General features: G+C 69.5%; 13 protein-coding genes and 1 rRNA gene. 8 read left to right on the forward strand and 6 right to left on the reverse strand.

Features of this window, described 5'->3' with window-relative positions:
• Positions 1-29: 29 nt before the first annotated feature.
• Genes ABIC28_RS24085 through ABIC28_RS24095 form a run of 3 tightly spaced genes read left to right on the forward strand, consistent with a single transcriptional unit; the run spans position 30 to position 5,670 of the window.
• Entirely contained in the window at positions 30-2,036 is a 2,007-nt protein-coding gene (locus ABIC28_RS24085; RefSeq protein ID WP_097211516.1) for an alpha-1,4-glucan--maltose-1-phosphate maltosyltransferase, read from the forward strand.
• Complete coding sequence (gene glgB, locus ABIC28_RS24090; RefSeq protein WP_097211517.1) at positions 2,033-4,237, forward strand: 1,4-alpha-glucan branching protein GlgB; 2,205 nt, start codon at positions 2,033-2,035, stop codon at positions 4,235-4,237. The genes ABIC28_RS24085 and glgB overlap by 4 nt, the downstream gene beginning before the upstream one ends.
• Positions 4,237-5,670 carry a neutral zinc metallopeptidase gene (locus ABIC28_RS24095; protein WP_280923542.1) on the forward strand — a complete coding sequence of 478 codons (1,434 nt, stop codon included), beginning with the start codon at positions 4,237-4,239 and terminating at the stop codon, positions 5,668-5,670. Before glgB ends, ABIC28_RS24095 begins: the two co-directional genes overlap by 1 nt.
• A gap of 69 nt (positions 5,671-5,739) precedes the next feature.
• On the opposite strand, the gene ABIC28_RS24100 is transcribed toward ABIC28_RS24095, so the two are convergent.
• The 3 genes from ABIC28_RS24100 to ABIC28_RS24110 all read right to left on the reverse strand — a co-directional run bounded on the left by ABIC28_RS24100 (position 5,740) and on the right by ABIC28_RS24110 (position 8,352).
• Complete coding sequence (locus tag ABIC28_RS24100) at positions 5,740-6,627, reverse strand: tetratricopeptide repeat protein (protein WP_354581221.1); 888 nt, start codon at positions 6,625-6,627, stop codon at positions 5,740-5,742.
• Positions 6,628-6,710: 83 nt separating this feature from the next.
• On the reverse strand, positions 6,711-7,073 hold the full coding sequence (locus tag ABIC28_RS24105) for a DUF3817 domain-containing protein (protein WP_502945067.1): 363 nt from the start codon (positions 7,071-7,073) through the stop codon (positions 6,711-6,713).
• 85 nt (positions 7,074-7,158) lie between these two features.
• Positions 7,159-8,352, reverse strand: coding sequence for an acetyl-CoA C-acetyltransferase (locus ABIC28_RS24110; protein ID WP_354581211.1), 1,194 nt, complete (start codon positions 8,350-8,352; stop codon positions 7,159-7,161).
• Between the two features lie 90 nt (positions 8,353-8,442).
• Here ABIC28_RS24110 and mce point away from each other — a divergent pair, with 90 nt between their 5' ends.
• Entirely contained in the window at positions 8,443-8,922 is a 480-nt protein-coding gene (gene mce / locus ABIC28_RS24115) for a methylmalonyl-CoA epimerase (RefSeq protein ID WP_077042211.1), read from the forward strand.
• A gap of 83 nt (positions 8,923-9,005) precedes the next feature.
• Positions 9,006-9,971 (forward strand): coiled-coil domain-containing protein, encoded by a 966-nt coding sequence (locus tag ABIC28_RS24120; RefSeq protein WP_245220995.1) that lies wholly within the window; start codon positions 9,006-9,008, stop codon positions 9,969-9,971.
• Here ABIC28_RS24120 and ABIC28_RS24125 read toward each other — a convergent pair.
• Both ABIC28_RS24125 and nucS read right to left on the reverse strand, forming a co-directional pair.
• Positions 9,952-10,254, reverse strand: coding sequence for an Rv1322 family protein (locus ABIC28_RS24125; protein ID WP_097211522.1), 303 nt, complete (start codon positions 10,252-10,254; stop codon positions 9,952-9,954). The genes ABIC28_RS24120 and ABIC28_RS24125 overlap by 20 nt on opposite strands.
• Before the next feature lie 20 nt (positions 10,255-10,274).
• Positions 10,275-10,949 (reverse strand): endonuclease NucS, encoded by a 675-nt coding sequence (gene nucS / locus ABIC28_RS24130; RefSeq protein ID WP_209926950.1) that lies wholly within the window; start codon positions 10,947-10,949, stop codon positions 10,275-10,277.
• Between the two features lie 93 nt (positions 10,950-11,042).
• Between nucS and ABIC28_RS24135 the strand changes: the two genes are divergently transcribed.
• The 3 genes from ABIC28_RS24135 to ABIC28_RS24145 are packed head-to-tail and all read left to right on the forward strand — an operon-like array spanning position 11,043 to position 13,354.
• Positions 11,043-12,602 (forward strand): adenylate/guanylate cyclase domain-containing protein, encoded by a 1,560-nt coding sequence (locus ABIC28_RS24135; RefSeq protein ID WP_354581215.1) that lies wholly within the window; start codon positions 11,043-11,045, stop codon positions 12,600-12,602.
• 53 nt (positions 12,603-12,655) lie between these two features.
• Positions 12,656-13,018, forward strand: coding sequence for an MmcQ/YjbR family DNA-binding protein (locus tag ABIC28_RS24140; protein WP_097211525.1), 363 nt, complete (start codon positions 12,656-12,658; stop codon positions 13,016-13,018).
• A 24-nt stretch (positions 13,019-13,042) separates the two neighbouring features.
• On the forward strand, positions 13,043-13,354 hold the full coding sequence (locus ABIC28_RS24145) for an antibiotic biosynthesis monooxygenase family protein (RefSeq protein WP_097211566.1): 312 nt from the start codon (positions 13,043-13,045) through the stop codon (positions 13,352-13,354).
• Positions 13,355-13,532: 178 nt separating this feature from the next.
• Here the strand turns inward: ABIC28_RS24145 and rrf are convergent.
• Positions 13,533-13,649 (reverse strand): 5S ribosomal RNA (gene rrf / locus ABIC28_RS24150).
• Between the last annotated feature and the right edge of the window lie 171 nt (positions 13,650-13,820).

Raw genomic sequence — 13,820 nt, forward strand, 5'->3', positions numbered from 1 at the left:
CCCGTACAACTACCCGTAAGGTCTAATCCATGACCGGGCGGATAGGCATCGACGACGTCGCCCCCGAGATCTCGGGGGGACGCCACCCCGCGAAGGCGGTCGTCGGCGAGACCTTCCCGGTGTCGGCGACGGTGTGGCGCGAGGGGCACGACGCGGTTGCGGCGACCCTCGCCGTGCGCGGGCCGGAGTCGAACACCACCATTCGGATCCCGATGTCCCCCGGCCCGTTACCGGACACATTCGCGGCCGTGTTCACGCCCACGAGCGTCGGGGCGTGGAGCTTCCGGGTCGAGGGCTGGGGCGATCCGGTCTCCACCTGGCGGCACAATGTGGAGGCCAAGCTGTCGGTCGGTCAGGGCGCCGCCGATCTGGCCAACGATCTCGAGATCGGCGCCCGCCTGTTCGAGCGGGCCGCCAAGGCGGTGCCGCGCGGGGACCGCCCGCGATGCGCCGCGGTCGCCGACGCACTGCGCAGCGATCAGCAGCTACCCGCCCGGGTCGCTCCCGCCTTCGCGGCCGACATCGCCGAGCTGCTGCGGGCGTACCCGCTGCGGGACCTCGTCACCAAGGGCCGCACCATCCCGGTGTGGGTCGACCGCAAGCGCGCGCTCGTCGGCGCCTGGTACGAGTTCTTCCCCCGCTCGACCGGCGGCCGTGCCCCCGACGGCACGCCCAGGCACGGCACCTTCGCGACGGCGGCGGACGACCTCCCGCGCATCGCCGCGATGGGCTTCGACGTGGTCTACCTGCCCCCGATCCACCCGATCGGCCGGGTGAACCGCAAGGGCCCGAACAACTCGCTGACGCCGGGGCCCGACGATGTCGGATCGCCGTGGGCGATCGGCGCGGAGGAGGGCGGCCACGACGCCGTGCACCCCCGCCTCGGCACCATCAAGGACTTCAGGAACTTCGTCGCAAGGGCCCGCCGGCTGCGGCTCGAGGTCGCGCTCGACCTCGCCCTGCAGTGCGCGCCCGATCACCCGTGGGCGCAGCAGCATCCGGAGTGGTTCACGGTGTTGCCCGACGACACCATCGCCTACGCCGAGAACCCGCCGAAGAAGTACCAGGACATCTACCCGGTCAACTTCGACGACGACCCCGAGGGCATCTACGCCGAGGTGCTGCGGGTGGTGCGGTTCTGGATCAAGAACGGTGTCAAGATCTTTCGGGTCGACAATCCGCACACCAAGCCACCGGACTTCTGGGAGTGGCTGATCGCGGAGGTGAAGCGTTCCGATCCGGACGTGCTGTTCCTCTCCGAGGCCTTCACCCGGCCCGCCCGGATGTACGGCCTGGCCAAGCGCGGGTTCACCCAGTCCTACACCTACTTCACCTGGCGGGTGAACAAGCACGAACTCACCGAGTTCGGACTGGAGATCGCCGCCAAGGCCGACGAGGCCAGGCCCAACCTGTTCGTCAACACGCCGGACATCCTGCACGAGAGCCTGCAGCAGGGGGGCCCCGGCATGTTCGCGCTGCGCGCCGCACTGGCCGCGACCCTGTCGCCGACCTGGGGCGTCTACTCCGGATACGAACTGTACGAACATGTTCCGCTGCGACCGGGCAGCGAGGAGTACCTCGACTCCGAGAAGTACGAGCTGCGCCCCCGCGACTTCGACGGCGCCCGCGCCCGCCGTGAGTCGCTGGAGCCCTGGCTGGCGACCCTGAACCGGATCCGCCGCGCCCACCCCGCGCTGCAACAGCTGCGCAACATCACCTTCCACCACACCGACAGCGACGCGCTGATCGCGTATTCGAAGTTCGACCCGACCACCGGCGACGCCGTGCTCACGATCGTGAACCTCAACCCGTACGGGGCGGAGCAGGGCACCATCTGGCTCGACATGCCCGCTCTCGGGCGCGACTGGCACGACCACCTGACCGTTCTCGACGAGGTCAGCGGCGAGCAGTACCACTGGGGCCAGGCCAATTTCATCCGACTCGAACCCTGGCGCGCGGTCGCCCACATCCTCGCGTTGCCCGCCGTTCCCTACCCCGCGCGGCTACCCCTCGCCCACCGCGCACCACGCACATGAGCGCGGATCGGGTCGCACAGGTCGCGGCGCCCCCACCCGCCGACCTCGCCCGGCTCGCCGAGGGAACCCACCACAACCCGCACGCCGTCCTCGGTGCGCACGCGCATCCCGGCGGCACCGTGATCCGGGCGCTGCGCCCCCACGCGGGCGAGGTGTCGGCCCGCATCGGGGGCGTCGACCACCCCCTGCAGCCGGTCTCCGACGGGTTGTTCAGCGCGGTCGTTCCCGTCAAGGACCTCATCGACTACCGGCTGGTGGTCGAGTATCCCGGCGGACACACCGTCGTCTCCGCGGACGGGTACCGGTTCCTGCCGACCCTCGGTGAACTCGACCTGCACCTGTTCGGCGAGGGCCGACACGAACGGCTGTGGGAGATCCTCGGCGCGCACCCGCGGAGGTACACGACCCCGGACGGGGAGGTGGCAGGCACCTCATTCGCGGTGTGGGCGCCCTCGGCGCGCGGCGTCACGGTGATCGGCGACTTCGACGGCTGGGGCGGGCAGACCGCGCCGATGCGCATGCTCGGGTCCAGCGGGGTCTGGGAGCTGTTCGTCCCCGGCGTCGGGCCAGGCGACCTGTACAAGTTCCGGGTGCACGGCAGCGACGGCTCCGTCCGGGAGAAGGCCGACCCGATGGCGTTCGCCACCGAGGTGCCGCCGCGCACGGCCTCCGTGGTCGGCGTGAGCACGCACCGGTGGGCCGACGCCGAATGGATGGCCGTCCGCGCGCGCACCGACCCGAACCTGGCCCCGATGAGCGTGTACGAGGTGCACCTGGGGTCCTGGCGGCCCGGCCTGAGCTATCTCGAACTCGCCGACCAGCTGTCCGCCTATGTCGTCGAGCAGGGCTTCACCCATGTCGAACTGCTCCCGGTGGCCGAGCACCCGTACGGCGGATCCTGGGGCTACCAGGTCACCTCCTACTACGCCCCGACCGCCCGCTTCGGCTCCCCTGACGACTTCCGGGCCTTCGTCGACCAGATGCACCTCGCAGGCGTCGGTGTGATCGTCGACTGGGTGCCCGCGCACTTCCCGAAGGACGACTGGGCGCTGGCCCGGTTCGACGGCGGCCCGCTCTACGAGCACGCCGATCCCCACCGTGGCGAGCAATTGGACTGGGGCACCTACGTCTTCGACTTCGGGCGGCGGGAGGTGCGCAATTTCCTCGTCGCCAACGCGCTGTTCTGGATCGAGGAGTTCCACATCGACGGGCTGCGCGTGGACGCGGTCGCCTCGATGCTCTACCTCGACTACTCGCGACCCGAGGGCGGCTGGACACCGAACATCCACGGTGGGCGGGAGAACCTGGAGGCCGTGGCGTTCCTGCAGGAGATGAACGCGACCGTGCACCGGCAGCACCGCGGCGTGGTCACCATCGCGGAGGAGTCCACCGCGTGGCCGGGCGTCACCCGCACCACCAACGTCGGCGGCCTCGGCTTCAGCATGAAGTGGAACATGGGCTGGATGCACGATACCCTCGGCTACCTCGGCCGGGACCCGGTGCACCGCAGCTTCCACCACCACGAGATCACGTTCTCGCTGATGTACGCCTGGAGCGAGTGCTACCTGCTGCCGATCAGCCACGACGAGGTGGTGCACGGCAAGGGCACGCTGTGGACCCGGATGCCGGGCGACGACTTCGCCAAGGCCGCCGGTCTGCGCACCCTGCTGGCCTACATGTGGTCGCACCCCGGCAAGCAGCTGCTGTTCATGGGGCAGGAATACGGCCAGCGCACCGAGTGGTCGGAGGAGCGCGGGCTCGACTGGCATCAGCTCGACGAGGGATTCGTCGGCGAGCTGCACCGCGGGATCCTGGCGCTGGTGCGCGATCTCAACGCCACCTACCGACGCCACCCGGCGCTGTGGACGCTCGACAACTCCCCCGGCGGCTATTCCTGGATCGACGCGAACGACACCGAGAACAACGTGCTCAGCTACCTGCGGTACGGGTCCGACGGGTCGATCGTGGCGTGCCTGTTCAACTTCTCCGGCTCGGCCCACTCGGAATACCGGGTCGGCCTGCCCGAGCCCGGCCGGTGGGTCGAGATCCTCAACACCGATGCCGACGCCTATCGCGGCGCCGGGATGGGTAACTTCGGAGCTGTGAGCGCCACCCTGCAGCCCTGGCACGGGCGACCCGCATCGGCGTCGGTCGCGCTGCCCAAGAACGGTGCCATCTGGCTGAGCCTGGAGCGTGGCTGATGCGCCGCCACCGATCCGTGCTCGCGGTCGCCTCGCTCGTCACCCTCGCCGCGCTCGTCGCGGGCTGCTCCGGGGCGATCGACGGACGCGCCGTGTCGATCTACGACAATCCCTTCACGGTGGCGGGGCTGCCCGCGACCTCCGGCCCCAGCGGCCCCCGCGAGGGCGTGCCCGACGCCCAGCTCCCGGTTCGCGGCGCGGACGGCTCGGCGGCCGACGTGCTGGCCACCAATGCCGTGGACGACATCGCGGCCTTCTGGCAGTCCGAGTACCCCCGGGTGTTCGGCGGCGACTTCAGGCCCGTCACCGACCTGCTCTCCTGGGACCCGGACGCGGATCGGGCGCAGGCCCCCACGTTCTGCGGCGACAACACCCACGGATTCGCCAACGCCGGCTACTGCACGCGCGACGGCTCCATCGGCTGGGACCGCACCGTGCTGCTGCCCTCGCTCATCGAGACCTTCGGCCCGATGTCCGTGGTGATGGTCATGGCCCACGAGTACGGGCACGCGGTCCAGTACGGCTCGGGGCTCGCTGGCGACGACGACCTCACGCTGGTGCTCGAGCAGCAGGCGGACTGCTTCGCCGGGGCCTACATGCGGCACGTCGCGCAGGGCGACTCCCGGCACTTCACCCTCAACACCTCCGACGGGCTCAACTCGGTGATGGCGGCGATGGTCGCGGTGCGCGACAGCGACCCGAACGACCCGGAATCGGTGCACGGCTCGGCATTCGAGCGGATCACCGCGTTCCAGATCGGCTTCACGGACGGCGCCAAGTCCTGCACGAAGATCGACGAGACCGACGTGCTGTCGCGGCAGGCCGAGCTGCCCCAGCAGTTCACCACCGAGAGTGACACCGGCGAGATGCCGGTCACCGAGGAGTCCGTGCAGCTGACGGTGGACTCGCTGCAGGCGCTGTTCGACCTGCCGCGGAAGCCGGCCGTCGACTTCGCGGGGGCGGACACCGGGTGTCCGGACGCGGAGACCACGCAACCGGTCTCCTACTGCCCGGCGACGAACACGATCGGCGTCTCGATGCCCGAGCTGGTCGAGCGCGGCACCCCGAACCCGGAGTCGGGGGACGAGTTCGACGCCGACGTGCGCGGCGACTTCGGCGCCTATGTCCTGGTGGCCTCGCGCTTCACGCTGGCCGCGCAGGCGCATGCCGAGAAGTCGCTGACCGAGGCCAAGACCGCGGTGCGGGCGGCCTGCCTGTCCGGCGCGTGGACCGCGGCGACCGCCGTGGGCGAGGCGGGTGGGCTGACCCTGTCCCCCGGCGACCTCGACGAGGCGGTGTCCGGGCTGCTGAACGACGGGCTGATGGCCAGCGACGTGAACGGGAACACCGTGCCGAGCGGGTTCGCCCGGGTGGACGCCTTCCGCTCGGGAGTCCTCGGCGGCGAACAGGCCTGCGAGAACCGCTACGGGTGATGCGGCTCCTTCGCCTGTGCGCGAGTCTCACCCCGATCAGGGTGAGACTCGCGCACAGGCGCGGAGTGCCTAGTAGAGGGCGGACGCGAGCTTGCGACGAGCGGCGATGACGATCGGATCGGCGGGGTCGAACAGCTCGAACAGCTCGAGCAGTCGGGTCCGAGCGGAGTTCCGGTCGTCGCCCGCGGTGCGGCGGATCGTCTCGATGAGACGGGCGAAGGCCGCCTCGGGCTGCTGGCTGTAGAGCTCCATGTCGGCCGCGTCGAGCTGGGCGGCCACGTCGGCGGGCTCGGCGTCGGCCCGCGCGACGGCGTCGGGGTCGAGGTCCTGCACGCGGGCGATGAACCGGACCTGCCGGATCGCACCGAGCGCCTGCACGTTCGCGGGCTCCTCGTCGAGGATCACCTGATATGCGGCCTCGGCGCCTGCCAGGTCACCCTCGCTCAGTGCGGTCTCCGCCGCGACGAACCGCGGATCCTCGGGCTCCTCCTGCTCGCCCTCACCCTCGGACTGCGGCGGGCCGGAGAGCTTGCCCGCGGTCGCCTGCAGCACGGCGTCGATCCACTGTCCGAGTTGCGGCTCATCGCCGTCGAAGTCCGCAAGCGGACGTCCGGCCGCGACCGCGACGACGGCGGGCAGCGCCTGCACGCCGAACGCCTGCGCGATCCGGGGATCGCTGTCGACGTTCACCCGGGCGAGCACCCACGACCCGTTGCCCGCCGCGGCGAGCGAGTCCAGGGCCGGGGAGAACACCGCGCTGGCAGGCATCGATGCCGCGTACAGCTCGACGACGACGGGAACCTGGGTCGAGCGGGCGAGCACCTCGGCCTCGAAATTGGCCTCGGTCACCTCGACGACCGCCGCGGACGCGGCACTCACGCCGTTCGCGGTCGGCGGGCCTGCGGGCGCGGCCTGCGCTCGTTCCTTGAGGGCGGACAGATCCACCGCGCCGGTCATGGCGGCGGCCGCCGCGGCCGATGGACGTGAGGGTGGGCGGGAACCGGGTCGAGTCACATGTTCAGTTTGTCACGATCGACGGCTCAGCTCAGCGCGGGTGCCGGTTCCTTGGCGCTCTCGGCCGAGAGCTCGGCGAGACGGCCGGTGCGCACGGCCCATGCCTCGAACACGATCGTGCCGAACGGCGGGACGCTCGCGACCAGCGCCAAGAACGTGGTGACCAGCGACCACGAGAGCTTCTTCGCCGTGACGATGGCCACCAGGACGTACAGCACGAACACCGCACCGTGGATCGGCCCGAAGACCTTCACGCCGATCTCGTTGCCGTCTGCGGGCAGGTACTTGAAGGCCATGCCGATCAGCAGGCCGAGCCAGGTGATCGGCTCCAGGACCGCCACGAAACGGAAGCGCTTGGCCCACGTGCTGAGATCGAAGATGTTCGCCATGGGCCCCATTGTGCCCGACGCACTACGACGCCCCGTAGTTGAGGCCGTCCACCTCGACCACGGGGCGTCGCGGCGCCGCCCTCGGCTACTGCTTGGGAACCCGGATGATCAGGGCGTCACCCTGACCGCCGCCGCCGCACAGCGCGGCCGCACCGACGCCACCGCCGCGACGGCCCAGCTCGAGCGCCAGGTGCAGCGCGATCCGCGCGCCCGACATCCCCAGCGGATGCCCGATCGCGATCGCCCCACCGTTCACGTTGACCTTCGACTCGTCGAGTCCCAGTTCTTTGGTCGAGGCGATGCCGACGGCGGCGAACGCCTCGTTGATCTCCACCAGGTCCAGATCCTTCGGGTCGATGCCCTCACGCTCGCAGGCCTTCGCGATCGCGCGCGCCGGCTGCGACTGGAGCGTCGAGTCGGGGCCGGCCACCACACCGTGCGCGCCGATCTCGGCGATCCAGCTCAGGCCCAGCTCCTGCGCCTTGGCCTTGCTCATCACCACCACCGCGGCGGCGCCGTCGGAGATCTGCGAGGCCGAGCCCGCGGTGACGGTGCCGTCCTTGCTGAACGCGGGTCGCAGCGTGCCCAGCGATTCGACGGTGGTGTCGGCGCGGATGCCCTCGTCCTCGGCGAACACGACCGGCTCGCCCCTGCGCTGCGGGATCGACACGGGCACGACCTCCGCCTCGAAGAGCCCGTCCTTCCAGGCCCGCGCCGCGTTCTGGTGCGACGCGGCCGCGAAGGCGTCCTGCGCCTGACGGCTGATCAGCTGGTCGTCGGCCTGGTTGCGCTGCTCGGTCAGGTTGCCCATCGGCTGGTCGGTGAAGATGTCGTGCAGGCCGTCGTAGGCCATGTGGTCGCGCAGGGTCACGTCGCCGTACTTGAAGCCCTCACGGCTCTTCTCCAGCATGTGCGGTGCGCGGCTCATCGACTCCTGGCCACCGGCGACCACGATGTCGAACTCGCCCGCGCGGATCAGCTGGTCGGCCAGCGCGATCGCGTCGACACCAGAGAGACACACCTTGTTGATCGACAGGGCGGGCACGTCCATCGGGATGCCCGCCGCGACGGCCGCCTGGCGGGCGGGCATCTGACCGGCGCCCGCGGTCAGCACCTGGCCCATGATCACGTACTCGACGGCCTCGGGCGCGACCCCCGCCTTCTCCAGGGCACCCTTGATCGCGATTCCACCCAGATCGGATCCCGAGAAATCCTTGAGCGAGCCGAGCAAACGGCCAACCGGGGTCCGGGCTCCGGCGACGATGACTGAACTGCTCACGGCTTCCTCCAACGATCAACACGGGTGGTCAGCGACCAAAAGTCACATCCCAAAGAGAACTACAAAGACGGTAGCGCTACCGTCATCGACATGACGAACTCCGCCCCCAACGCCGCCGCGTCCGTACTCGCTTCAGACCTGGTGACGGCCATCGACCACGTCGGCATCGCGGTGCCCGATCTCGACGCCGCCATCGCCTGGTACGGCGAGCACCTCGGCCTCGTGTCCACGCACGAAGAGGTCAACGAGGAGCAGGGCGTGCGCGAGGCCATGCTGTCCGTGCCCGGCAGCCCGGCGGGCGCCACCGCGATCCAGCTGCTCGCCCCGCTCAACGACGACTCGACCATCGCCAAGTTCATCGCCCGCAGCGGCCCCGGCCTGCAGCAGCTCGCCTACCGGGTCAGCGACCTCGACGCGATCTCCGAGCGCCTGCGCGCGGGCGGCGTCCGGCTGCTCTACGATGCCCCTCGCCGCGGCACCGCGGACTCGCGGATCAACTTCCTGCACCCCAAGGATGCGGGCGGCGTGCTGGTCGAGCTGGTCGAGCCGGCCGCGGACCCGGCACACTGATACTGCGCCACCCCCTTTTCAGCACAGTGGTTCGCCCGAGCGCATAGACCACATCACCACCGGAGCGACGGTAAGTTATGACCATGCCCAACGAGATCCAATTGCCCTTCAACATCGTGCGGAAGGGCTACGACCGCGACGAGGTACGCAACTACTTCGAGCGCTTCGACGCGGAACTCCGGGTCACCGCGACCGATCGTGATGCGGCGGCGGCGCAAGCCAGGGACCTCGCCCAGCAGTTGGAGGACGCCCGCGACGAGATCGACGACCTGCGCAAGGACGTCGACCGCCTGTCCGTTCCGCCGACGACCGCGGAGGGCATGAGCGAGCGCATCTCCCGGATGCTCCGCCTCGCCTCCGATGAGGCCTCGGAAGTACGGGCCACGGCCCAGTCCGAAGCCGCCGAGTTGGTGTCCATCGCCGAGCAGGACGGCGCCGCGCTGCGCGGCAAGTACGAGGGCCTGCTCGCCGAGCTCGAGGATCGCAGGAACGCCATGGAGGTCGAGCACACGCAGACCATGGCGACCGCGCGCACCGAGGCCGCCCGTCTCGTCGAGAAGGCGCAGTCCGAGGTCGCTCACCTCCAGACCGAGTCCGAGGCGCGGCGCAACGAGGTCCAGCAGGACTTCGAGATCACCATGAGCGAGCGCCGCACCAAGGTCGTCAGCGCGGTCAACGAGCTCGAGGCCACCAGCAAGGCCGAGGCCGAGCGCAGGCTCACGGACGCCACCAACGAGGCCCGAAGGCGACTGCAGACCGCGACCGAGCAGGCCGAGAAGCGGATCGCCCACGCGAAGGAGCTCGCCGAGGAGCTTCGCGTGCTCCGCGGCCGGGTCCTGGCTCAGCTCCTGGGAATTCGGGGACAGCTCGATTCGGTGCCCGCCATGCTCGCCTCCGTCAACCGCGAGGGCGAACTGCTCGACGGCGTCGGCGACTCCGCCGCACGGAACACCCCGGCCGAGAACGAGGACACCGACGGAGACGACGCACCCGAGGCGTCGGAGAAGTCGGAGAAGTCCGAGGAGTCGGTCAAGACCAACGTCGGGTGATCCCCCGCGACCCGCGCCCGTTCCAGCACCCGGTGTGCCAGTGCCTGCGTTCCTCGGCCCCGCCGAGTTCGTCCGCAGGCCAGGCCACCAGGTGCGGGACACCGGGCCGGATCTCGTGATCACAGCCGGGGCAGCGATAGGTCTTGGTGGCGCGCGACCCCGGCACCGGGCGCACCAGATACCGCTCGTCGTCGTATCCCGCAGGCCCCGAATCGATCCGCGACTCCCGGCCGCCGGCCGGCGCCGGCCGCTCGGTCCGGTGCCGCTGATTCCGTCTGGGCATGACTACAGCCTAGGTTTCGATCAGAACAGCCGGAACTCGGTGCTCTCGGTCCCCCGCAGTTTGTCGTAATCGAGTGTCAGGCAGCGGATCCCGCGATCCTCGGCGAGGGTCCGCGCCTGGGGCTTGATCTGCTGCGCGGCGAACACCCCGGTCACGGGTGCGAGCAGCGGATCGCGGTTCATCAGTTCCAGGTAGCGGGTCAGCTGTTCGACACCGTCGATCTCGCCGCGGCGCTTGATCTCCACGGCGACAGACGCACCGTCCGCGTCCCGCACGAGCAGGTCCACCGGACCGATCGCCGTCATGTACTCACGCCGAACCAGGGTGTAGCCCGAACCGAGGGTCTCGACGTGCTCGGCCAGCAGTTCCTGCAGGTGCGCCTCGACCCCGTCCTTGATCAGGCCCGGGTCGACGCCGAGTTCGTGCGAGGAGTCGTGCTCGACCTCGTGGATCGTGATCCGCAGCTCCTCGCCGGCCTTGTTGGTCACGACCCACAGCTGGGTGCCCTCCTCGCCGTCGTTCTCGACGAGCCAGCACGGCGGGCTCATCCAGTTCAGCGGCTTGTACGCACGGTCGTCCGCATGGATGCTCACCGAACCGTCGGATTTGACCAGCAGGAGCCTGCGCGCCTTCGGCAGGTGTGCAGTGAGTCGTCCGACGTAGTCGACATGGCAGCTGGCAATCACGAGGCGCACTCGGAACACCCTAGAGCACCCATCGGTGCGCGCCGGTGACCCGCCACGCCACGCCGGGTCACCGGGTGGTCAACCCATTACGCTGGAGCGACCATGCCGCTCCCGTTCCGCTCGATCGCGCCGCTGGGCTCGCGGCTGCTCGGCGCCCCGGACGAGAGCGCGCGCCATCGCAGGATCCGCGTCCAGGTGCTGCTGACCGCAAGCCTGGTGCTGTCCAACCTGATCGGTGCGCTCGTGGTCGGCGCCCTGATCACCGTGGTCGTGCCCGGCCCGAGCCTCTACGACCTCGACTACCTGGTCGTCAACGCGGTGATCGGGCCGGTCTACATCACCCTGGCCGTCGCGGTCGGGGTGCTGTGGGGCACCCTCCGCGCGACGAGGGACCTGCGGTGGGCCATCGAGGACCGGGAACCGACCAGGGAGGAGGCCGCGGCGGCGCTCGCGATGCCGTGGCGCCTGACCCGGATGCAGGCCCTGCTCTGGTCCATCGGTCTCGTCCTCTTCACGCTCAGCTACGGGCTCATCGAACCGGACTCCATCCCCAAGGTCGCCTTCACCATCGTCATGGGCGGGGTCACGGTCTGTGCATTCAGCTATCTGCTCAGCGAGTTCTCGCTGCGGCCCGCGGCGGCGCGGGCCCTCGAGGCGGGCGACCCGCGCCGGGTGCGCATCGCGGGCGTGACCGGCCGCAACCTGCTGGCCTGGACCCTGGGCACCGGGGTGCCGGTGGCCGGCCTGATGCTGATCGCGGTCTTCAGCTTCATCCGCCCGGAGCACGTTGACGTGCACAAGCTGGCGGTCTCCATCCTCGCGCTCGGCGCCATCACCCTGATCTTCGGGCTGGCGCTGACCCTGCTCGGGGTGGGCGCCACCGTCGCGCCCATCCGCGCGGTCCGGGCCGCCATGGTGCGGGTCGAACACGGCGAGCTCGACACGCAGGTGGTGGTCTACGACGGCACCGAGCTCGGCGAGCTGCAGAGCGGCTTCAACCGGATGGCGGAGGGCCTGCGCGAACGCGAGCGGATCCAGGAGCTCTTCGGCAGGCACGTGGGACACGAGGTGGCCGAGGCTGCCATCAAGCGCAATCCGGAGCTCGGCGGCGAGGAGCGCGAGATCGCGGTGTTCTTCATCGACCTGGTCGGCTCCACCGAGCTCGCGGCATCCCGGCCGCCGAAGGAGGTCGTCGACCTGCTCAACCGCTTCTTCGATGTCGTGGTCGACGAGGTGGACCGGCACGGGGGCCTGATCAACAAGTTCGAGGGCGACGCCGCGCTCGCGATCTTCGGGGCGCCCGTCGAGATCCAGGACCCCGCGGGCAGCGCGCTCGCCGCCGCCCGCGCGATCCGCACCCGGCTCATCGTCGAGGTGCCGGACTGCAGCGCCGCGATCGGCGTCGCGGCTGGCACCGCCGTCGCGGGAAACATCGGCGCCCGCAAGCGTTTCGAGTACACGGTCATCGGGGATCCGGTGAACGAGGCGGCCCGGCTGTCCGAGCTGGCCAAGACGATCGACGGCGCGCTCGTCGCCTCCGATCGCGCCGTCCAGAGGGCCGGGACCGACGAGTCCCGGCACTGGGAGCTCGGCGACTCCGTGATCCTCCGCGGGCGCAATGTCGCCACCTGCCTGGCCACCCCCGCCCGCCAAGCGCCGTAGCGAGGCTCCCCCGCCCGCGCTCGACTGTCGGCGGGCTCTGGTACATGTGGGGCATGGGTGTGACTGTCGACGAGTTCCTGACAATGCTGGACACGCTGCCCGAGACCGAGCAGAGCGGCGGGGGCGGCGGCAGCTGGGTTTCGCTCAAGGTCAACGGCAAGGGCTTCGGCTATGTCTGGGAGAAGACGGAGACGGTGGGGCTCAAGACGACGCTCGACGAGCAGATCGCGCTGGTGTCCGAGCGCCCCGACGTCTTCGAGGTCCAGTTCACCACCAACCAGTTCGGGTGGGTCGTGGTGCAGCTGGCGAAGATCGAACCCGACGAGCTGCTGGAACTGGTCACCGAGGCCTGGTGCCTGACCGCACCCAAGAGTCTCGTCGAAGCACACGAATTCGGAAGTCTCTACGACGACTAGCCACGCACCTGCGAGGATGCGGTGGTGATCCTCGAACATGCCCTCCTGCAGGTGAAGTCCGGTCGCAGCGCCGAATTCGAGGCCGCCTTCGGTCGGGCCGAGCAGATCATCGCCAGCATGGCCGGGTTCCGCACGCTGTCGCTCTCACGCTGCCTGGAACGTCCCGGCACGTACCTGCTGCTGGTCGAGTGGGACAGCCTGGAAGACCACGTCGAGGGCTTCAGGAAGTCGCCGCAGTACGCGCAGTGGCGCTCGCTGCTGCACGACTTCTACGACCCCTTCCCGACCGTCGAGCACTACGAGCAGGTCGACTTCGCCGATCCCACCACCAGCTGAGCCGTCGAGTGTGCAGTTGTCGGGGCATCGGCCGAGTAGGTATGTCGGTAGGTGCACACTCGGCGAGTGGCCGGGGGCGGTGGCCGGCGGGGCGTGTGTGTGTTTCTGCCCCGGATATGCGAAATGCCTCGCATCGCAGTCTCTTTCGAGTCTGTGATGCGAGGCATTCGCAATTTATGTTCGGCGGTGTCCTACTCTCCCACACCCTGTCGAGTGCAGTACCATCGGCGCTGGAGGGCTTAGCTTCCGGGTTCGGAATGGGGCCGGGCGTTTCCCCTCCGCTATGGCCGCCGTAACTCTGTGAAATTTTCACACGGAACACGGTCAAAACCCAAATCATCTTGGATTCGTTCCGGTTCTTGAAACAAAACGTGTGTTGTTTCAGATACCGCACAGTGGACGCGTAGCTTCTTTGTGGTAAGTCCTCGGCCTATTAGTACCAGTCACCTGCACACGTTACCGTGCT

Source organism: Rhodococcus sp. PvR044 (assembly GCF_040548995.1).
GTDB lineage: Bacteria > Actinomycetota > Actinomycetes > Mycobacteriales > Mycobacteriaceae > Rhodococcus_G > Rhodococcus_G oryzae.